The sequence below is a fragment of the Paenibacillus sp. lzh-N1 genome (assembly GCF_002872435.1).
Lineage (GTDB): Bacteria > Bacillota > Bacilli > Paenibacillales > Paenibacillaceae > Paenibacillus > Paenibacillus polymyxa_C.
The window spans coordinates 3,489,446-3,511,696 of the sequence record NZ_CP025696.1; the positions used below are offsets into that span (position 1 = coordinate 3,489,446).

16 protein-coding genes are annotated in these 22,251 nt (G+C 46.4%); 13 read left to right on the forward strand and 3 right to left on the reverse strand.

Going from position 1 to position 22,251, the window contains the following annotated elements:
* Positions 1-173: 173 nt before the first annotated feature.
* Entirely contained in the window at positions 174-1,583 is a 1,410-nt protein-coding gene (aspA, locus tag C0638_RS15940; RefSeq protein ID WP_013372264.1) for an aspartate ammonia-lyase, read from the forward strand.
* Between the two features lie 167 nt (positions 1,584-1,750).
* Positions 1,751-2,347: a restriction endonuclease gene (locus C0638_RS15945; protein ID WP_025675907.1), complete on the forward strand. Its 597-nt coding sequence runs from the start codon at positions 1,751-1,753 to the stop codon at positions 2,345-2,347.
* Between the two features lie 89 nt (positions 2,348-2,436).
* Here the strand turns inward: C0638_RS15945 and C0638_RS15950 are convergent, their stop codons facing one another.
* On the reverse strand, positions 2,437-5,613 hold the full coding sequence (locus C0638_RS15950; protein WP_058712013.1) for a bifunctional cytochrome P450/NADPH--P450 reductase: 3,177 nt from the start codon (positions 5,611-5,613) through the stop codon (positions 2,437-2,439).
* A 287-nt stretch (positions 5,614-5,900) separates the two neighbouring features.
* Between C0638_RS15950 and C0638_RS15955 the strand changes: the two genes are divergently transcribed.
* The 6 genes from C0638_RS15955 to C0638_RS15980 all read left to right on the forward strand — a co-directional run bounded on the left by C0638_RS15955 (position 5,901) and on the right by C0638_RS15980 (position 13,930).
* Complete coding sequence (locus tag C0638_RS15955) at positions 5,901-6,905, forward strand: BMP family lipoprotein (protein ID WP_040103256.1); 1,005 nt, start codon at positions 5,901-5,903, stop codon at positions 6,903-6,905.
* Between the two features lie 27 nt (positions 6,906-6,932).
* The gene (locus C0638_RS15960; RefSeq protein WP_040103257.1) at positions 6,933-8,597 is read left to right on the forward strand and encodes a methyl-accepting chemotaxis protein; all 1,665 of its coding nucleotides are present in this window, start codon (positions 6,933-6,935) and stop codon (positions 8,595-8,597) included.
* A 205-nt stretch (positions 8,598-8,802) separates the two neighbouring features.
* Positions 8,803-11,244 carry an AraC family transcriptional regulator gene (locus C0638_RS15965; RefSeq protein WP_082689673.1) on the forward strand — a complete coding sequence of 814 codons (2,442 nt, stop codon included), beginning with the start codon at positions 8,803-8,805 and terminating at the stop codon, positions 11,242-11,244.
* A 129-nt stretch (positions 11,245-11,373) separates the two neighbouring features.
* Complete coding sequence (locus tag C0638_RS15970) at positions 11,374-12,381, forward strand: tripartite tricarboxylate transporter substrate binding protein (RefSeq protein WP_058712012.1); 1,008 nt, start codon at positions 11,374-11,376, stop codon at positions 12,379-12,381.
* Positions 12,382-12,429: 48 nt separating this feature from the next.
* On the forward strand, positions 12,430-13,431 hold the full coding sequence (gene kdgT / locus C0638_RS15975; protein ID WP_013372256.1) for a 2-keto-3-deoxygluconate transporter: 1,002 nt from the start codon (positions 12,430-12,432) through the stop codon (positions 13,429-13,431).
* A gap of 145 nt (positions 13,432-13,576) precedes the next feature.
* Positions 13,577-13,930 carry a hypothetical protein gene (locus tag C0638_RS15980; RefSeq protein WP_013372255.1) on the forward strand — a complete coding sequence of 118 codons (354 nt, stop codon included), beginning with the start codon at positions 13,577-13,579 and terminating at the stop codon, positions 13,928-13,930.
* Positions 13,931-14,012: 82 nt separating this feature from the next.
* Here C0638_RS15980 and C0638_RS15985 read toward each other — a convergent pair whose 3' ends face one another.
* Together C0638_RS15985 and fdhF are read right to left on the reverse strand one after the other, a co-directional pair.
* Positions 14,013-14,495: a helical membrane plugin domain-containing protein gene (locus C0638_RS15985; protein ID WP_013372254.1), complete on the reverse strand. Its 483-nt coding sequence runs from the start codon at positions 14,493-14,495 to the stop codon at positions 14,013-14,015.
* A gap of 12 nt (positions 14,496-14,507) precedes the next feature.
* Positions 14,508-17,450 carry a formate dehydrogenase subunit alpha gene (gene fdhF / locus C0638_RS15990; RefSeq protein ID WP_040103258.1) on the reverse strand — a complete coding sequence of 981 codons (2,943 nt, stop codon included), beginning with the start codon at positions 17,448-17,450 and terminating at the stop codon, positions 14,508-14,510.
* A 602-nt stretch (positions 17,451-18,052) separates the two neighbouring features.
* Between fdhF and moaA the strand changes: the two genes are divergently transcribed.
* The 5 genes from moaA (at position 18,053) to C0638_RS16015 (ending at position 22,238) form a co-directional block, all read left to right on the forward strand.
* Entirely contained in the window at positions 18,053-19,066 is a 1,014-nt protein-coding gene (gene moaA, locus C0638_RS15995) for a GTP 3',8-cyclase MoaA (protein WP_016324579.1), read from the forward strand.
* A gap of 40 nt (positions 19,067-19,106) precedes the next feature.
* Positions 19,107-19,919, forward strand: a complete 813-nt coding sequence (gene fdhD / locus C0638_RS16000) for a formate dehydrogenase accessory sulfurtransferase FdhD (protein WP_013372251.1) — start codon at positions 19,107-19,109, stop codon at positions 19,917-19,919.
* 134 nt (positions 19,920-20,053) lie between these two features.
* Positions 20,054-20,302: a molybdopterin converting factor subunit 1 gene (moaD, locus tag C0638_RS16005; protein WP_013372250.1), complete on the forward strand. Its 249-nt coding sequence runs from the start codon at positions 20,054-20,056 to the stop codon at positions 20,300-20,302.
* Between the two features lie 62 nt (positions 20,303-20,364).
* Complete coding sequence (locus tag C0638_RS16010; RefSeq protein WP_025675145.1) at positions 20,365-21,069, forward strand: molybdenum cofactor biosynthesis protein; 705 nt, start codon at positions 20,365-20,367, stop codon at positions 21,067-21,069.
* Between the two features lie 89 nt (positions 21,070-21,158).
* Entirely contained in the window at positions 21,159-22,238 is a 1,080-nt protein-coding gene (locus tag C0638_RS16015) for a thiazole biosynthesis adenylyltransferase ThiF (protein ID WP_040103259.1), read from the forward strand.
* Positions 22,239-22,251 lie beyond the last annotated feature (13 nt).

Genomic DNA, 22,251 nt, shown 5'->3' on the forward strand with positions numbered 1-22,251 from the left:
TACGGGTAATCATAACTTGTCATAGGATTACATACCTTTTTTCCGCGTTTATTCGACTGGTAAAGCACGGGAATTGGAACGTATAATGAAGAGGAGATCCGAAAAGGTCTTTTTTGTCATTTGACTGTACTGAATTGAAGAACGTAGCAAACACAGCGGAGGAATCAAAGAATATGAGGCTGGAGCATGATTTTTTAGGAACCAAGGAAGTGCCGTCAGATGCTTATTACGGTGTACAAACTCTAAGAGCAAAAGAAAATTTTCCAATTACAGGCCAACGATTGCATCCTGAGTTGATTAAAGCCATGGCGATTGTAAAAAAGGGAGCAGCGACGGTAAACATGGAACTAACCCGTCTACATCGCTCCAAAGCAGAGGCCATTATTCAGGCTGCTGACGAGATTATTCAAGGACAGTTGCATGATCATTTTATCGTCGATCCGATTCAGGGCGGCGCAGGCACGTCCATTAATATGAATACAAATGAAGTGATTGCGAACCGCGCGCTGGAGCTGATTGGCAAGCAGCGAGGAGACTATCAGGAGATCAGTCCTAATAATCACGTTAATATGGCGCAATCGACAAACGATGCTTTTCCTACGGCCGTACATTTGGCTGTATTAAGTATGATTGATAAGCTGTTAGTCACCATGAGTGAGCTTCAGGAAGCATTTTCCCGCAAGGCCAATGAGTTTGATAGTGTGATCAAAATGGGTAGAACTCACTTGCAGGATGCAGTACCGATCCGATTAGGGCAGGAGTTTCAGGCTTATGCGCGTGTACTGGGCCGTGATATCGGACGTGTCCGTGCGACCAAGGAGCACCTGCTAACGATTAATATGGGTGCAACAGCGGTGGGTACTGGCTTGAACGCAGACCGCCGATATATACAGCGTGTCGCTGAGGTACTGGCTGAGGTCAGTGGCTTTCCTGTGGAAGCAGATGAACATCTCGTAGATGCCACACAAAATACGGATGCCTATACCGAAGTGTCTGCTGCCTTAAAGATTTGTATGATGAATATGTCCAAGGTGGCTAATGACATCCGCTTGATGGCTTCTGGACCTCGTGCTGGTCTGGGAGAATTGAGTCTGCCTGCTCGTCAGCCAGGATCATCCATTATGCCGGGCAAGGTAAATCCAGTGATGTGTGAGGTCATTAACCAAATTGCTTTTCAGGTCATTGGTAATGATCATACAATTTGCTTGGCTTCGGAGGCGGGCCAACTGGAGCTGAACGTGATGGAGCCTGTACTTGTCTATAATTTGCTGCAATCGCTGGAAATTATGAAGCAGGGCTTCCACGTTTTCCGTGTTCATTGTGTGGAAGGAATTGAAGCAAATGTGGAGCGGTGTCGTGAATATGTAGAGAACAGCGTAGGTATTATTACAGCGCTCAATCCGCACCTCGGATATGAGGTAGTATCACGCATTGCCCGCGAAGCAATTACGACTGGCAAATCGGTACGTGAATTGTGTCTGCTGTATAATGTACTAACTGAGGAAGAATTGGACATTATATTGGACCCGTACCAGATGACTCAGCCTGGTATTGCAGGAGAATCTTTGCTGAATCGTGAATAATATTGCGGAGTTTAGAATGTAGGCAACTTTGAGATAAAATGAAGGCAGCCCCGTCGAATTCGGCGGGGTTGCTTTTGTGTAAAACTGTGTCAGTGTGATAGGTGGTAACGGTAAGCCTACTAAGGAATATACCGCTTGCATACCTGCTGTAGAAAAGGGGAAGAGGAATGCTGCTGGAGCAATTATCGGCATATAAGGAATTAGGAATAGGACTTATTGTATTACTATTACTGCTTGTGCTCACCATCAGGGGGATGATACGTGGTCGTCGGAATCGGATTTTACGTGATCTGGACCCGCGTAAAATTGGAATTCAGGATATAGATCGTATGGAGGATGGCTCGGAATTTGAGCTTTATTTGCAGCGGCTATTATCCGCACTTGGCTATAAGGACATTTATAAAACAACCAGCAGCCGCGATTTTGGAGCAGATCTGGTATTTACAGACCGTGAAGGCGCCAGAGTCGTAATTCAGGCCAAGCGTTATGCTGTACAACATCCGGTCGGCTTGGGGGCTGTACAGGAAATTTATACTTCCATGCGTTATTATGCGGCCGATAAGTCTGTTATCATCACCTCCGGACGTTACACGGAATCCTGTAAAACACTTGCTGCTGTCAACGGGGTTAAATTATTGGACCGCAATGATTTGGTGGATATGATTGACCTGTTCAAAGCCAAACGTCGTGAGGAGGTCATGGAACGTATAGAAAGTAAAACCGACGTGGTTGCCTCCAAATGGTGGAGCAAGAGCAAATCATAAAAGGGACTGAACTACTAGCCAACGAGATCGATGCCTGGTAGTCAGTCCCTTTTATTTTTAACATGATGGATCTTTATATACCGTTATCATCAGATGCCTGTCCAGACATCCTTGGCATAGCGTTTTTCCTGTTGGAGATGATCCAACCATTGCTGCGCTTCTTCTTTACTTGTATGGTGTATATCCGCGTAGGCCGCACAGAGCGTGTCTTCAACGTCGGGGGCCATCCGGCTACCATCACCGCATACATACAGATGCGCTCCTTCATCAAGCAAGTGAATCAGAGTGTCTGCATCTTCATTCATAACGTGCTGTACATACCTTTTAGGTTGACCAGGCAGACGTGAAAAGGCTGTATGAACCGTAACGATTCCTTCCTGCTCCCAGGCTTGCAACTCTTGCTTGTATAGATAATCGAGCTTTGGATCACGGCAGCCATAGTATAAATGAGCCTCGCCGAGCTGTTCTCCTCTCTCCTTAAGCACATGGCGTGTTTGGAGAAATCCGCGGAATGGGGCAACACCAGTACCCGGACCGACCATGATGACAGGCACGGTCGGGTCTTCCGGCAAACGGAAGCCAGACTGAGGCTTTCGCACAAAAATGACAACCGGATCACCTGGCTGGAGCTGTGCCAAATAATTGGAGGCAATACCAAGGTATTCGCCCTTTCCACTACGGGCTGGTCCACGCACAACGCTCACAGTTATACTCGCCGAATTCTCCGATTCAAGCGGAGAACTGGAGATGGAGTAGTATCTAGGCTTGAGTGGTGGTAACAGCGAGATGAAGTTTTCAAATGGCAGCTCACAGGCTGGATACTTCTCCAGAATATCTAGCATCGTGACACGCTTCTTTCGTATCTCTTGATCAAAGGTGGTATCCTCTAGCAAAGCTTCGATTTCTTTCTTGTGCGGGGGACACACTGTAAAGGATGCCAGTTGCCGTAGCTGGGCTCTGGTTGCCGATTCTTGCAGTTCCACACTGAGAGTGAGCAAATCTCCTACACTGACAGGCCGATCTAAGGGGAGATGCGCTGCATCCCGGTCACTGCCTCTCAATACGATGTAGTCTTGATCCTGTAACTTAAAGCGTTGCATTACCCTATTCACCAGCGAAGCAGGATTACGCGGCAAAACACCCAGATGATCACCCTCGCGGTAGGACAATCCGGTTGGTAATTGGATCTCCAGATGCCGTGTACTGCGTTCACTTTCAGCAGCGTGCAATTCACGATTCACGGTAACAATGGCAGTAGCTGCCTCATAGTTGGCCGCCAGAGGAGCGCTAAGTACGTCGCTTACAAACTCTATGCTCAGACTGCTGGTATCCTGTGGTTCTGTACCACTGTGCTCTATCCCGAAAGTATTCAGCAATTCCGGCCATAAGCCGTGGTTCCAGGCTTCCCAATCCTTCTCGAAGTCACCACTAGCGTCGCCCTCGCCGCGATCATACAGTCGTTTTGCCCCTTTGGCAGCCAGCAGTTCATCGATCATCCTTGGAATGCGCTGATACGTGCTGGCCCAATTCCGGTCACCGCAACCAAAGACAGCGTACCTTATACCTGCCAATTGTCCCTCATCTACCTCCTTCAACCATTCTACGAAGGCGTCCGCATTATCCGGCGGATGCCCGTTATAAGATGCGGTCGTAATAAGTACCACGCCTTCTTTAGGCAAATGGTCCACATGATCATTCAGAGTTGCTATGCTGCTGTTGAAACCCCAATTCCGACCTAAATCGGCTAGTTCACCTGCAAGTCCCTCAGCTGTACCTAGATTCGAGCCGTATAAAGACAACAAAGAAGTATCATGCTTTTCGGCATGGGGGGTTGCAACTTTTTGTTCCTCCTTTTCATGAAGTTCTTGAGCGGCACCTGGCAGCATGATGGTAGTCTGTGTGCTGCGCGGACGTACTTGAATGGTGAAGCCTTCAGGCTTGAGTGTGAGCGTCTCTTTGACTTTCAACTCATAATGAGTATGATCAATCAGCTCAAAATGTTTCAGTACCATCCCCAGCACAAGGGTGGCCTCCTGTAAGGCAAACTGTTGTCCAATACAAGCACGTTGACCGTTGCCAAACGGCTTATAAGCATCTTGTGGGATGACGGATGGGTCCTCAAAGCGTTCCGGTCTAAATTCCTCAACATCTTCACCCCAAGCCTCAGTATCACGGTGCAGTTTCGGGATGAGTACATTGACACTGTCGCCTTTTTTAAGCGGATAGGTTCCGTCGAGCAGTGTATCTTCTTTGGCAAAGAGAGAGAAGGCGGGCGCTGTCGGCCATAGTCGCAGAGCTTCATTCAGTATCATCCTTATGTACTTGAGCTCACGCACCTGAGTATAGGAAGGCAGCGAATCGGTGAGCACGCGATCTACTTCTTCATAGGCTTTAGTTAGCGTTCGTGGATTTTTAAGCAAATAGTAAATGGCAAAGGATAAAAGCCCACTGGTCGTTTCATGACCGGCGATGAGAAAGGTGATGATCTGATAACGGATATTTTCATCATCCAGCGTTTCACCTGTTTCCGGGTCCTTGCCTTCCAGCATACGTGCCAGTAAATCCTCTTCACCTTGGTTGCCCACGGTTTTGCGTTCTTGAATAATGCTGTCCACTAGAGAGAACATCGTTTCGATGTCGTGTTTAAACTGTTTTTTCTTCGATAACATCAGCTTGTTTTGCAAATTGAGGCGTTGCAACTGACCCATTGCTTCATCCAGTGCGCGTGTCATACTGGTCACGAACGGATGGGGCTGGTCGCGGTAAAAGCTGTTAAAACGATAATTAAAGCCGCATAATCCGATGGTATCCAAAGTCAGCCGGGTCATATCTTCCGGTACCTCTACACTTTCATCTGGATTGAGCCGAGACCATTTCTGTACCAGCTGAACAGCAAGATCAAGCATCATATTGTGGTAACCCTTCATAGCCCGCTGACTGAAGCTTGGTAGCAATATTTGGTGGGCCTTGCGCCAGTTCGGTTCCTCAGTCCAGCTTGTGAATAGTCCGTCTCCGGCAAAAGCTCGTACTTTTTGTAAAGGAGCCCACACCTGTTTGTCGAAACGGGATTCATCACAAGCATCTGCGACCAGCTTATGACCGGAAATATAAATGTTCGTTCCTTCAGGCAGATCCATGCGAAAGATGGGACCGTGCTCATTAGCAAGCTTAACCAGAGACTGGACAGGGGCATGTGTATCGATCAAGGGCAGATTTCCTAAGGGACCATATGTTTTAGGCTGCGGAATTGAATTTGTTGAAGTCATTCTAAATGTAGCTCCTTTCAGTTTCAACATAGAGTGATGGTTTCAGTTTCAAAATACCTAGGTTTTTCAATGGAAATTACACTTTAATCTTTCGAGATAAACGGAAATAAATGAATTTAGACAGTTCGTATAATAAAAACAATGCAAAATATACATTTTTTACATAATAAACAAAGACATCACACTTCTATTAACAATGAATTTACAGAAACTCTTATGAAAAAATATGCTTTTATAACCGATATAAAGATGTTGGGGATTTACATTTTATGTTGAGGTGATATGTCATGAAGAAACGAGCTCTATTATTAACTTTTAGGTGGATTCCCATTGTCACGATTTTTGCATTATTGGTAAGTGCATGTGGGCAATCAGACGTACAAACCAAGGCCGAACCCATTAAGGTGGGAATCGTACTGTCAGATATTGGTCTGGGTGACCAATCTTACAGCGACGCGGCTTTTCGAGGTTTAGTCAAGGCACGGGATGAGGGGAAGATTGTTTTTGAATACCGGGAAATAACTGAGACCAAGACGTATGATGCTGCTTTTAATCAGCTTGTTCAAGAAAAAGCAGATTTAATCATTGGGTTGGGTTATATGGTGAAGGACAGTTTGGAGGCCGTTGCCAAAAAGAATCCAGACCGTAAATTTTTAATCGTGGATGAAACATCGGAATTGCCGAATGTGGCCTCCATTACGTTCAAAGCAGAAGAGGGCAGTTTTATGGCCGGAGTTGTTGCCGGTTTGACGAGTCGTACGGAACAGGTGGGTTTTCTTGGAGGTGCGGAATCTCCTCTGCTGAAAAAGTTTGAAATTGGGTATCGTGCAGGGGTGCAATCAGTCAAACCTAATGCGAAAGTTACGGCAACGTATGCAGGAGATTTTGGCAAGCCGGAGCTGGGTACGAAAATTGCAGATGACATGATCAACCAGAATCAGATTGATGTCATTTTTGCAGCAGCAGGGCTAACCGGTGTAGGTGCATTACAGGAAGCGCAGAAGCAGCATAAATTCGCCATCGGGGTCGATAGCGACCAGTTTTTTATTGCGGAAAAAGCGGTAGTGACCTCAATGATTAAAAATGTAGACACTGCAATTTATACAGTAGTCAAAGGCTTTGCAGATCATCAAAGAAAATTTACGGAGAAGGATATGGTGTTTGGACTTGCGGAAGAAGGTATAGGTTTGGCGCCTATTCGTGTCGTGACACTGAATCCGGATCAGCAAAAGGTGATGGATGATTTAATGGAAAAAATCAAATCCGGCACACTTACTGTACCCACCCAATAAATTTTCGCAAACGGAGGATGAATGCTGATGAAACTGCAAGGTAAACTGGTGCTTAACGCGATGATTTCCCTGATCGCTTGCCTGGCTTTAGTAGCTTATATCATTTTTGAATTGTTACGTATTAACGCTCAAAGCAGTAATCTTGTTCCAGCTATGTTGAATGTACAGCAACTTAATGCCTATTTGATTCAGTCGGGGCAGGCGCTGCAAAATTATTCTACTTCCATGACGGAGAGCAACAAAGCCGATGTGCAAAATCAGCTAACTCAGTCTGAAAAAACGATTACTTTGCTTTCACAGGGCATGATGCAGACCGAAGCACAGCAAAAGCGACTGGATACGATTAAAACAAAATTCAGCCAATTGAAAGCAGCAACGGAAAAAGCGATGAGTGCTCAGAACAGCCCAGAATCCAAACGAGAGGCCATGCGTGCCCAGGGGATTCAGAACGATGTATTTATGCTGGATCTACTGACCAAGGCGCGTTACGAACAATACACAGAAGAGTTGACCAAGAGTATTCGTTTTACTTGGCAATTAGCCTTGACAGGCGCAGTTCTACTTCTGGTGGCGGTCGGGCTATATAATACATATACCTCCAGGCAGCTTGCCCTTAGAACCCGCAAGTTAACGGATGCAGCGAAGCAAATTGCCGAGGGGAATTTAACCATTCAACTTCCTCAAACAAAGGGCCGAGATGAACTAGACGAGCTCAATGAATCTTTCCGTGTTATGATCGGGAACTTGCGCAGCATTGTACTCTCCATTGATCAGGCGGGGAATCGTGTCGATCTGATGGCTCGGGATATTGATCAGCACAATGAGGCCATGAAGGAAATTGTGACACAAGTCAGCACATCAACAGAGGAACTTGCGATAGGCAGTCAGAAAATTGCTGAGGACCTGTCATCGACGGTTGGCGTGGTGGATGATATGCAGCAGAAGTTTGAATCAAATCTGCTGGAGACCACGCAATCCACCGCGTATAGTGAGGATGCTTTGCGTGTCATTGAGCAGGGTGCGCGTGTCATGAGTGATCAAATGCGAATCGTTGCGGAGAATCGTTCAGCAATGTCCGAAGTGGAGCAAACAGTCAGAGAGCTGGAGTCTAATGCAGCCGAGATCACAACTATGACCGGTTATGTATCTGAAATTGCCAGCCAGACGTCGCTCTTATCCTTGAATGCGTCGATTGAGGCTGCACGTGCGGGTGAAGCGGGAAAAGGCTTTGCTGTTGTTGCCAATGAAGTGAAAAAACTGGCGAGTCAATCTGAATCTGCTGTAAAGAAAATTTATACCGCTGTTGAGGGGATCACGCAGGCTATGGATAAGGTGAAGGCTTCTGTGGAGCAAAGTCAGGAGCTGTTCCGCGAGCAGGAGAAGGCAACCTCCTCCACCGGAGAATCGTTTAGAGAGATTAGTGGCAAAGTGCAGCAAATTGCCGGCCAAGTCAGCAAGTTATCCATAGACATGAATGTATCGCGAGAACTGAGTGTACAGGTGCAGCAAGCTATTGAGAATATTAGCGCAATCACTCAGCAGTCCGCCGCAGGCAGTGAAGAGATTACGGCTTCCACGGTGGAGCAGAAGCGTTCCTTCGAGGAATCGGCTGAGAAGGTAAAGGAGCTTCGCCAGATTCGCGAGGAGATGCAGCGGGAACTGAATCGTTTTCAGGTGGAAAAGACGAGCTAAACACTGTAATACGAATACCTATGCTGCTGACCAATGAAGGCAGGCAGCACGTAAGAAGAAGTTCTACCTTGTACAGGGAGACTTCTTCTTTTTATTTTTAATGATGTGACTTCTGTTAAGTTTGATTTGTAAAAGCAGGAAATTCCACTTCATGCGTCAAATAGATGTAGAGGTAATATGTCATCTAATATAGAGTAAGAGGAAGATGGACAACGTAGTCCGGAAGGATGAAGTTACAGGAATGTTGCGACTTAAGCTTCGTTTGATACTGAAAAATAAGCAGACAAGACTGATCCTGCTGCTCACGCTGTGCGTGTCGCTCGTGATAAGCGTAATCGGCTTGCTATCGTATTCAAGATACCGTGAAGGTTTGGATACCGAGCTGAACACACCTAATATAGAATTGTTGCAAATCAATCTGGATGTGACCAATCAGGCTTTTCGTGAGTCGGATAACAAGGCGCTGGATGCGGCTTATCATCCGGATGTAGAGTCTTTTATACGTATTCATACGGACGGAAAGTCGGTATCCAACAAAGCTTCCGTTATAGATCGGCTTCAGAAATATTTGAAAACCCTTTCTTCGAGCGAAGAAATTTATTCGGTTGAAGTCATTTCTTTGGAGAATCATGCTCTCATCTCCAGCAATTATGGTTATTTGCCCGATTGGAACCAGGCACCGGATACAACCTGGGTTCCCTGGATTCAGAACATCCAAAAAAAGCCGCTACTGATTAAGCGAAGATGGTATGGCACGGATCAACAGCATGGCACGATAGAACTGCTCTCGCTGGCTAGGCCTATAGTCGAGAATGGACAGGTCATGGGTGCAGTGTTAATCAATCTGGATTACGACCGTTTTTTCTCCAAACTGTATATTCATTTATCCAACTCGCAATACGTCTATGATCTGGAGGGCGAGCTGATCTATCCCAAGCTGAGATCGTCCTTACCCTTAAATGAGATGGGCAGGGTTTTGAAAGAGCTGGATGTGAATCCTTACGCTTATGTAGGAATTGGAGATATGGAATATATGGCGAACCAGACATTCTCCGATGTCACAGGGTGGCGTCTAGTATCACTCGTGCCGATGGACAAGCTGCTGAAAAATGTAAAGTTGGCGCGCAATATGATGCTGTGGCTGGCTTTGATCTCTATCCTGGCTGGGTGCTCAGCGGTTTACTATTACAGTTATGCCGCTTTTCGCCCCATGAAAAAAATTAATAGCCTCTTGAATTCAGGCAATAAGGGAACGCGCCAGGGAGGATTGTATGATCTGGAACCTGTGATTAGCAAGTTGGTTGGAGAATTTCAACGCAAATCATTGGTGGTAGAGCGAAGCTTGCCGGAGCTGCGTTCCAAATATATAGAAGATGTCATCCAGCGTAGAATGGGTGTACAGGAAATGCGTACGAAATGGGAGCAGTATTTTTCTGATTGGGACCGTACTTCTTTGGTTGTTATGGTCGTGTCGATTGATCGGTATTCTATATGGACCGCAAGCTTTCCAGAAGAGGACAAAATGCTGCTCAAATATGCGCTGAACAATATTTTGCTGGAGATGCTTGAGCCTCAGTGGAAAGCAGTCAGTGCGCCAGAGGAGGAAAATGGTCTGGTTGTCCTGCTGCAGCTCAGGGAGAGTGTATATGAAGTTGGAGCAGAGGGAGCAGCCAAAGAGAGAACATGGCTTCGTAAGAGCGTTGACAGGCTAATTCAGGTTGTTGGGGAGTATCTTCCCATGACTATTTCGGTAGGGATCGGCCATAAGGTCACAGATATTCAAGAGGTACGGGCGTCTTTTATACAAGGAAAAGAGGCGCTTAATTTACGTTTATACGAGGGGTATGGACGTTCACATATGAATATGAGCAGCAACATAAATGTGAAATGGGATTGCATAGTGGATGTGCATTCACAGGATCAGGCTCAGGATGCAAGATTACTGGACCATCGGCGTGTGGATCTGATTCGTGCTGTGGAGTCACAGAAGCCTGGTGCAAGTGCAAAGCTAGTCAGCCAATGGGTAGAAGAACTTCGACACTATAGGACATCTCCAAACCAGGTCTACCTATTTGTTCATGAACTGCTGGAAGATTTGCTAAAATGGTGTACCACTCAGAGTGTGACACCGCCAGATCAGCTCGCTGATTATCATTGGAATCAGATTGTGACACTAGACCTTCAAGACATTGAGCTTTTGCTGGCCATTATGTTGACTGATATTGAAGAAAAATGGCATGGACGCCAACAGTCCAAAGATTTTGTACGCGTACAAGAGATGATCGACTATATGGAAAACTATCTGCATTTGAACATCGGGCTTCAGGAAATTGCGGATCATGTTCACATGAGCGTGTCCTCGGTGAGCAGTATGTTCAAGGAGGAAACGGGGAGTACCGTTTACGATTATTTGACTGGATTACGTGTCAAAAAGGCATGCATATTGCTATGTGAAACGCATTTGAAAATTGGTGAAATTGCAGAACAGGTCGGGTACCGAAATGAGAACAGCTTTATTCGTGTATTCCGCAAGTATAAACAAGTGACCCCAGGGAAATTCAGACAAATCAACAAATCTTCTAATGAATATGCAGATCGGTCAAAAGATCGGCGCTTTGGTGAAATCGAAGATAAATACGAGGATTAGGCGATAGATGTGGACCTCCACGGTGCGGTACATTGACTTCATGTAAGCGTGAACAATATGTCCGTAAAGGTTGGAGGTGACAACGGGTGCAAGATGGGCCCAGTTCATTTTTGGAGAAGAGGAAGCGTAATGAAGAAAAAGCCATGGCAAAAATATGTGCTGGTTGCGGCAGGAGTGGCTATGCTTTCTGCCTTGAGTATCAGTGAATATGTGGATCACCGTACCCTGCAGGATCACAGTCGTATATTTCCTGCGAAGCCAGTAACGCTTGTCGTTCCATATGCGGCGGGGGGCGGTACAGATATTACCGCAAGAGCGTTGGCTAAAGCCGCCGAAAAGCATCTCGGGCAGCCGATCATCGTCGTTAATCGAACAGGAGGCGGCGGTTCTGTCGGGCTGATGGAGGGAGCTGAGGCGCAGGCGGACGGTTATACCGTAACGTATCTGGTCGCTGAACTGACTACATTACCACATTTGGGACTGCTACCAATCACCTACGAGCGTTTTAAGCCGCTGCTTCAAACCAATATGGACCCTTCTGCCATTACGGTTCGGGCGGATGCGCCTTGGAAGACAGCGGAGGCATTTCTGGAGGATGCTAGGGTCCATCCAGGCAAGCTGAAAATGGGTAATGCAGGCACAGGAAGCATCTGGCACCTCGCTGCCGCGATGCTGGAGCAGAAAAGCGGAGTCCGCTTTACCCATATTCCTTATGAGGGAGCAGGCCCAGCAGTTTCTGCTTTAATGAGTGGATTCGTGGATGCTGTACCCGTCAGCCCCGCAGAAGTAAAGAAATACGTGGACGATGGGAAGCTTCGCATACTGGCGATCCAAGCAGACACTGTTTCGGAAGCGTTTCCAAAAGTGCCGACACTTCAGCAGGCGACTGGGCTACGTGTCCATTTTATCGGCACTTGGAGAGGGCTGGCTGTACCCAAGGATACACCGAATGAGGTGGCTCAAACGTTAGCGGATGCACTGATCAAGGGGACGAAAGATGAGGAATTCAGGGAGGAAATGCGGAAGCATGGGTTAGGGTTGCGTGTCCATGATGCAGAGGCATTCGCACGTCAACTGAAGGATAGTCATGATACTTTCGCCAAATTAATTCCTGAACTCGGCTTAAGCCGCAAGTAAAACGGCCTTGTTTTTGCATTGGCAAAAACGAAAGGGTTGAATGAAGTTATGAAAATCAAACAAAATATCGATAAAATTCCTGGGGGCATTATGCTGGTGCCGCTGTTTATTGGCGCACTTTTTCATACGTTTACTCCATGGGCAGGCGACTATTTTGGATCTTTTACCAAGGGATTGATGACCGGTACGGTGCCCATTTTGGCAGTGTGGTTTTTTTGTATGGGTGCTTCCATAGATGTGCGAGCGACAGGCACTGTATTGCGTAAATCGGGAACGCTCGTATTGACTAAAATCGCGGTCGCCTGGGTCGTGGCGATCATAGCGTCCAGATTGCTGCCTGTTGGCGGCGTAGAAAGTGGGCTATTTGCAGGTTTGTCGGTGCTGGCGCTGATCTCGGCTATGGATATGACGAACGGCGGGCTCTATGCCTCCATTATGCAGCAGTATGGCTCCAAGGAAGAGGCAGGAGCATTTGTGCTGATGTCACTGGAATCGGGCCCGCTGGTGACCATGCTTATTCTAGGTAGTACCGGACTGGCCGTTTTTGAACCGCAAACATTTGTCGGTGCCGTATTACCATTTTTGGTCGGCTTTATGTTGGGCAATCTGGATCATGATTTCCGTAAATATTTTGGAAACGCGACACAGGCTCTGATTCCATTTTTCGGTTTTGCACTGGGGTGTTCCATTGACCTGAGTGTTATTGTTCAGACAGGCGTACTAGGTATTTTGTTGGGTATTTTTGTCATTATCATTACAGGTATTCCGCTGATTCTGGCGGACAAATATATTGGTGGTGGCAATGGTACGGCAGGAATTGCAGCCTCCAGCACAGCAGGTGCAGCGGTAGCCAATCCAGTCATTGTTGCCAATATCAAACCTGAATTTTTGCCTGTTGCACAATCTGCAACAGCATTAGTAGCCGCTTCGGTCATAGTGACCTCTATTTTGGTGCCAATTCTGACGGCATACTGGGCCAATTATATGAAGCGCAAGGGGGAGTCCAAAGGAGCGGGACCTGTAACTCCAGGGGCGAATGTACCTAAATAAAGTTTGAATAATGAGGGCTCAATTCATCGACGTTACCATTACCCGGGAAATGTTGTGTCAGTTACAGTTACACCTTATATCCTGACATGATAAAACTTGTCCTAAAACGCTTCTGCCAACATACATATGTAAGCAGAGGAGCGTGATGGAATTGGAAAACAAGGTGCGTCGCTATTACCAGTTAAAGCAAAAGCAAAAAGAAATTGAAGGCGAACTGGCTGATTTGCGTAATGACATTACCGCTCATTGTGCAGAGCAGGAAGTATCCGATTGGGAAATTGGCAACTACAGAGTCAGGATTGTACAGCAGCACCGCAAGGAATACGATCATGCGAAATTGTATGATGCATTGCCCGATCCTCAACTATGGCGCTTGTTTTCAAAACCAGATTCTTCAAAAATTGCCAGCTTGCTAAAGCTTAAGGTCATCGCAGACGAGCAAATAAAAGATGCCGTTTCTCATAAAACGGTGACGTTGTTGCAAGTGGATAAAAAGTAAATAAAAAGAGCTGTCCCCGTTTACGGAGCCAGCTCTTTTTATTGAATGTGGTTAGTAGTCTTCCAACTATTCATCTATTAAGCTATTGATCAGACAAACCTTTTCCCATGCCTTTGAGAAAATGAATACCGAACCCCATTGCCCGGTTTACATCCGGGTCATTCATGGCCTTCATAAGATCACGCAGCCGCGTCTTTTTATTCTGCTTTAGATGCTCTTCGGCTTCATTCAAACCTGTAGTGACGCTGTTTGCCAGTTTTTTCATCAGCCCGGGGTCTACCTCGGACAGCATCCCTGCTGCACCCATCAGATTATTGATCATGTTCGTCACAGGCTTGCGCGTCGCTTGTCCTACAGCGATTTTGGCGATGGTTTCTTTGGCTTTTAGCATAGACTGGGCTGCTTCGAGAAGACCGCTGTCGTGCAGCTCCCGTACAATTTCAAGTGTCTTCTGCAATGCTGCCCCATTGTCCGCAAGATCGGCAGTCAGTTGATCCAGGGATTGTTTTTGCCGTTCTTCTGCTGTCAAAATACGTTTTCTCACAATTGAAATAGGCTTAGCCATGGTTTGACCTCCTTATTTTTGATCTACCAAATCGACGTAACCGGGACGATTCCACTTACGGTTCACTTCAACCCCATTTTGCGGATGCCGCTTTTTATAACGTGGATTGATACGAGGCAGTGGATTCTGACCATCGATCTCCAAAATTTGCATCCGTACTTTGGTTTGTTTATAGGCTGGTGTACGGGTGATGACATCAAATGCTCCACCAGTTAATAGATTGACAGCACCCTCATGGCTGGTAGAGTGCATTGGCACATAAATTTCAGTTCCCTGTACCCGGTCCGTCACCAGAACACGTAGCTTGACCGCACCATAGGGAGATTCCAGCCGAACCAGCGATCCGTCTGTAACTCCACGCTCCTCAGCCAACTCAGGGGAAACTTCCACAAATACTTTTGGAAGTTTGAGCTGAAGGCCTGTTGACTTTGTCGTCATATTTCCTTCATGAAATTGTTCGAGCAGTCGACCATTATTTAAGGTCAGATCGAATTCAGCGGGGTACTCTTTTGGTGGTACATATTCGAAAAGTCCCAAGCGTGCTTTTTTATCTGGAAAGTTAAAGCCGTTGGTATGCAGAAGCGGTGTGTTGCTACCATCCGGCGATCCCCAATGGAAGCTGTTCCAGCCTTCCAATACGTCATAATTACATTGGGAGAAAAATGGAGTGAGCGCCGCCATTTCCTCAAAAATTTCACTCGGATGACTGTAATCCCAATCAAATCCCATGTGCTTGGCAAATTGGCTGAAAATCCACCAATCCGGTTTGCTGTCTCCTACAGGGCGGAGCGCCTCGTATAAACGCTGTACGCGACGTTCGGTGTTTGTGAAGGTTCCGTCTTTTTCGAGTGAAGGTACGGCTGGCAAAATGACATCAGCGAATTCAGCTGTCTTGCTCAGAAATACATCCTGAACGACAAGGAAATCCAAATTCGCCAGCATTTCTTGGGTATGGTTGGAGTCCGCATCCACCCATGCCATTTCTTCTCCAGCGATATACATACCTTTGAGCTTACCCGTCTCAATGGCTTCCAGCATTTGAATGTTGTCCAGTCCGCGTTGGCTTGGAATTTGTACGCCGTAGGCCGCTTCGAACTTGGAACGAATGGCATCGTTCGTTACGGGCTGATAGCCAGGGAAAATATCTGGCATCGTACCCATATCGGCAGCGCCCTGCACATTGTTATGACCACGAAGCGGATATGCGCCTGCACCCGGACGCATAAAGTTGCCAGTCACCAGCAGCAGGTTGGCAATTGCAATCGAAGTGTAGGAGCCTGCGATGTTTTGTGTCACGCCCATACCCCAGCAAATGGCCGTGCCATCCGCTTCGTGAATCATGGTTGCTACCTGAATCAGCGTCTCTTTGGAAATGCCAGTTTCCTGTTCGGCGAATTCCAAGGTGAAGTTCTCCAGCAATTTCAAATATTCAGGATAGAAATTTACATGTTCCTCAATGAATTTAGCATCATGCCAGTTTTGCTCAATGATGTATTTGGCTACAGCGGATAACCATACATAATCCGTACCTTGCTTCGGACGCATGAACAGATCTGCGCGTTCTGCCATTTCATGTTTGCGCAGGTCCACCGAGATCAGCTTTTGACCATGCAGCTTATGCGCACGTTTGATGCGGGTAGCCAGCACAGGATGTCCTTCTCCCGGCGCACAGCCGACCAGTATGACCAAACCTGCTGAGGCAATGTCTTTAATCGTACCGCTGTCTCCGCCGATGCCTCCGGTGTATTGTAGACCCCATGATGCAGGAGATTGGCAATACCGTGAGCAGTTATCAACGTTATTCGTTTGGAACACCTGACGAGCCAGCTTTTGCATCAGATAATTTTCTTCATTGGTAAATTTGGACGAAGAAATAAAGCCGAGTGCCTCGCCGCCGTAGGTTTCTTTGATCGCTCCCATTTTGCTGGCCATCAGGCTCAAGGCTTCTTCCCAGGTTGCTTCCACGAATTCGTCTCCTTGACGAATTAAAGGCGAGGTCAAACGCTGATCGCTATTCACAAAATCCCAACCGAATTTCCCTTTGACGCATGTCGAAATGCCGTTAACAGGCCCCTCAGAGGTAGGTTGTACCTTCAAAATTTTGCGGCCTTTGGTCCAAACTTCAAAGCTGCAACCTACACCACAAAACGTGCAGACGGTTTTTGTTTTTTTCGTACGTGTTTCACGCATCGCTGCTTCAGCTTCCGAAATTGCAAAAATACCGCTGTAGCCTGGCTCCACTTCCTTAATTAGATCAACCATTGGATTTAATAAATCCTTATTTATGCCGCTCATGAAGCCGGCCTCTCCCAGCATGGACTTTTCCATCAAGGCGTTACATGGGCAGACCGTTACACACTGACCGCAGCTGACGCAGGAGGAATCGTTAATTGCAACTCCTTCATCCCAGATCACGCGAGGGCGTTCAGCCTCCCAGTCGAGGGACAGTGTTTCATTGACCTGAAGGTTCTGACATACCTCTACGCATTGGCCGCATGCAATACATTGATTGGGATCATAACGGTAAAAAGGGTGGGACATATCCACTTCTGTGGGATCAACCTTCGGTCGATATGGATATTTTTGATGTTCAATTTCCATAAGCTCTGCGGTGTTATGCAGTTTACAATTACCGTTGTTGTTATCGCACACTGTACAGTAGAGGAGGTGATTTTCCAGCAAACGATCCATAGCCTCGGTTTGAGCTGCTTTTGCGCGATCTGAATGTAGATGAATATTCATTCCATTCGTAGCAAGTGTTGAACAGGAGCGTACAAGCTTTCCGTCTACTTCCACGATACATGTGTCACAGGTGCGGATCGGATCCACTTCGGGAACGTAACACAGTTGGGGATGGGCAATATTGTTTTCGTTGATTACTTCAAGAATGGTTGCACTGCTATTCGTTTTCAGTTCCTGTCCGTTTAATGTAATTTTGATCGTACTATCCGTCACGGTTCAGGCTCCTTTCAGATTTTGAATTTTAAAATTGGGAACAAAAAAACTCCACCATAAACACAAGTGCTCGTGTTTAAGCACTTGTGTTTATGGTGGAGTAGTGACCAAGCTCTAGGTCCTGGAGGCCAATCCGCCATAGGAGTATGTATTAATACCAGACAGTACGCACCGTCTGTATATCAATAAATTGAATATGTCATTTTCTGCATGTCATCTGGTGTAACTATAGCGTAAAATTTAAGATAGTTCAACGGTGATTTATTAAAATTTTTAATCGATAATGATTATCAATTGAGAAAGCGAAAAATCATTGACAAACGTTCCAGGATTGCTAACAATAGGAATGTATCTATTTGAGAGCATTCGTGAATGGAGTGTACGTGAGAATCGCGTATATTTTATTTGGCGCAGCGCTTGTTAGTTTGATTTTTCTATATCACATGATGTGAGGATTCGTAAAATCCTGATGTAGATAAATTAACCGGCATTTAGCAGATTCTTCGGTATTCATAAGCGAAGAAGTTGTTGTGATGCCGGTTTTTTGGTTCAGTTTAGAGTTTAAAGAGGTTTATTAATGAAGACGGATTGAGGTGAACGGGATGGCGAACCGCAGCGACGATCAATGGAATCGTCCGTTACGGGACTTGAGAATATCCGTCATAGACCGATGTAATTTTCGGTGCCGATATTGTATGCCTGAAGAAATATTTGGCCATGACTATCCGTTTTTGCCAAAAGAAAAAATATTGACCTTTGCGGAAATTACCCGCCTTTCTCGTATCTTTGTCTCGCTGGGTGTTACAAAGCTGCGCATTACTGGGGGTGAGCCGTTGCTGAGGAAAGATTTGTCCTCGCTCATTCATTCGCTAACTCAACTCGATGGGGTCGAAGATATTGCCATGACGACAAACGGTGTCTTTTTGCCTAAATATGCAGCGTCACTACGGGAGGCGGGGCTGAAGAGAGTGACAGTTAGTCTGGATTCGCTTGATGATGATCGATTCCGCCGAATGAACGGGGGGAGAAGCAGTGTAAAGGCGGTGCTGGAAGGTATTGAGGCTGCAGCTCAAGCGGGAATGCAGGTGAAAATAAATATGGTCGTGCAAAAGGGCTTTAACGATCAGGATATCGTGCCCATGGCCGACTATTTTCAAAAGAAAAAGCATATTTTGCGCTTTGTTGAATTTATGGATGTAGGCAACACCAATGGCTGGAAATTGGATCAGGTTGTTTCCAAGCAACAGATCATCGAAACGATCCACGAGCACATGCCGTTAGAACCTGTTCCACCCCAATACAAAGGTGAGGTAGCGACGCGCTATAGGTATCTGGACAGAGACGGGGAAATCGGCATTATTTCATCCGTTACGGACGCTTTCTGCTCCACATGTACACGGGCGAGAATTTCTGCTGAGGGCTCCTTGTACACATGCCTGTTTGCGTCTAAAGGGTACAAGCTTCGCACGATGCTGCGGTCCGAGCAATCCGATGATGAGATTAGATCTTACATTGAGCGTGTATGGAGAGGACGTACCGACCGCTATTCAGAGGAACGGTTGACTCATACAAAGCAAGCATCGTCCAAAATTGAAATGTCACATATCGGCGGGTGAACCAAAGAGCCAGCCTGTCAGAAACAAGGGAGTTGAGCACATGGAAAAGCCGGCTGAGGTAAAACGCGAGATCCTACGTTACCGGGACGGTCAAATCAAGCGTTTTGAAGACACAGTGGTGACGGAGTATCCGGTGACCATTAAAATCAATCAGCAGGAATTTGCCACCATGGTTTGTACACCAGAGTATGTAGAGGATATGGCAGTAGGCTTTTTGGCCTCTGAAGGCGTCATTCAACGGTATGATGATATCGAAGATATTTGGGTTCAGGAAAAAGAAGGATTTGTTCATATTAAAACCCGTCGGATGAATGAGTTTTATCAAAACTTTCATTCCAAACGATACATTACCTCCTGCTGCGGAAAAAGTAGACAGGGATTTTACTTTATAAATGATGCCAAAGTGGCAAAAAGAATGAATGATGCTCATGTTACGGTATCTTTCGATGACTGTTTTCGGCTGATGAATTTGATGCAAACCTCGGCACATACGTTTCAGGAGACTGGTGGCGTTCACAATGCTGCGCTGTGTGATAAAGACGGAATAATCCTGTCCAGAATGGATATCGGCCGACACAATGCGCTCGATAAAATCTATGGGTACTGCCTAAAGCATGATATTATATTACAAGATAAAATCATCGTATTCAGTGGGCGCATCTCGTCTGAAATTTTGTTGAAGGTTGCGAAAATTGGTTGTGAGGTTGTTTTGTCCAAGTCAGCTCCCACAGAGCTTGCACTTGAATTGGCAGAGGATCTCGGGATTACTACCGTAGGTTTTATACGAAGTCGTTCTTTGAACGTGTACACGCACACGGAGCGGATTGATGAACTGGTAGAATCTAAAATATAATATAAAAAATAATCAATGTAGACCATCATCGTTAACCAGCATGGAATAAAACCTTTCGAGGTATTAGTTCATGTTGGTTTTTCTTGGTGTATATGCGATGGTCATTCTTGTACTGAAAGGGGGGAACCTACTTAATGAACTATCATATTCAAGTATTTGCCGGACTTGCAGAACTGATGGGAAAGCCTATGATCACGGTGTCTGCTGATCAGGAAACGATGACCGTCAGCGAATTAAAAGACTTGCTGTCCAAATATTTTCCTGAAGCAGCGGCCCAGTTGCAGGGGGCTTTTGTTGCCAGAAATCAGGCCTACGCCGCTCCTGAGGATCTGGTTAGTATACATGATGAGATTGCGATTATTCCTCCGGTTTCAGGAGGATGAGTTTCAATAACAGATTAGGTGAATTCGATAGATAGGGTGTATTAAAGGGGGGCGGGTGCATAATGCAATATCATATTCAATTATTCGCAGGTATGGCGGAACAATTTGGTGACGTGATCACTATGGAACTTTCACAGGAAACGGTGACCATTGCAGACATTCGAACAAGGCTGAATGAGCTGTACCCGGAGATAGCTTCACAACTGTCAGGTTCTTTTTTTACCCATCATAAGAAGTTGGCTTCTCCAGATGAACTTGTGCTTCCATCAGACGCAATTGCTCTTCATCAGTCAGCACCCGGAATGGAGACGGTCGTTTCAAAATGTGGCTTATACGCTATTACCTACGATCTGATTGATGCCGATGAGGTAACCTCCAAGGTACACGACCCTTCACATGGGGCTTCATTGACCTTTAATGGTACGACTCGGGAATTTACACAAGGTCAGCGAACGGTGCTGCTTGAATATGAAGCATATGTGCCGATGGCCATGAACACGATGAAGCAGATAGGTGACGAAATTGCAGATCGTTGGCCGTCAACGCGCACTGCTATTACACATCGGCTTGGTACGGTAAGGATTGGAGAGACCAGTGTCGTGATTGCTGTTTCTGCTGCGCACCGTGATGCTTGCTACGAGGCCAGTCGCCATGCCATTGAACGCTTGAAGCAAATCGTACCGATTTGGAAAAAGGAAGTGTGGGAGGATGGCTCGGAGTGGAAGGGGCACCAGCTAGGTGGCTGGAATCCTCATAACACCCCATAACTTCGAGTTAGGCGGGACATCTGGACTTTTATCTTGTCTGATCAACTTGCAGCAATTAATGGATAAGAAGTATGGGGGCGTAAATTAACATGTCTGAAATGAAAAAGGACCCAATAAAGGATGCTGATGCAAAAGCACACACGCAGGCGTCTCACGCTCGATATTCAAGACAAGAATTATTCGGAAAAATCGGGCCGACAGGACAAAAAAATATCCGCAGCAAGCATGTATTAATGGTAGGTGCTGGAGCACTGGGAACTGCGAACGCGGACATGCTGGTGCGAGCGGGCATCGGACGGTTGACGTTGGTAGACCGAGATTATGTAGACTGGAGCAACCTGCAACGCCAGCAGCTCTACGACGAAGCGGATGCCCATGAACAGATACCCAAGGCAGTGGCCGCCCAGAGGCGATTGCAGCAAATCAATTCGGACGTGGACATCCGTGCACTAGTTCAAGATGTATCACTGGAGGAAATCGGCGATATTGCGATAGGGGTGGACCTCATCGTAGATGCCACTGATAATTTCGATACACGTCTGCTTTTGAACGATTACGCTGTAAAGCACCAAATCCCCTGGATTTATGGAGCGTGTGTTGGTAGCTACGGGACAACCTTTACGATCGTTCCAGGACAGACACCCTGTCTGCATTGTCTGCTCGGAACTGTACCGCTCGGCGGTGCCACCTGTGATACGGTCGGTATCATTAGTCCAGCTGTACAAATGGTGGCAGCTTACCAAAGTGCCGAAGCATTGAAGCTGCTGACTGGGGACAATTCAGCCTTACAAGGCAAGCTGATTTCCTTCGATCTATGGAATAATCAACATCAGGCGATCCAGATCAGCGCCATGAAAAAAATAGATTGTCCGACATGTGGTGAGCATCCAGTGTATCCATTTCTACAATCGGAGCATCAGGCTAAAACGGCTGTACTGTGCGGACGTGATACGGTTCAGATCCGACCAGTCACGCGTGCTGTACGTGATCTGAACGAAGCGGCACGCCTGCTATCCCGCCAAGGGGGCAAAGTGGAGCATAATCCATATCTAGTATCCGTTGTCATTGGAGCGCATCGGTTGGTTCTTTTTCAGGATGGACGTGTTCTGATCCATGGCACCAAGGATATCGCCGAGGCAAGATCTATTTATCACAAATATTTGGGTTGACCCAATAGATTTG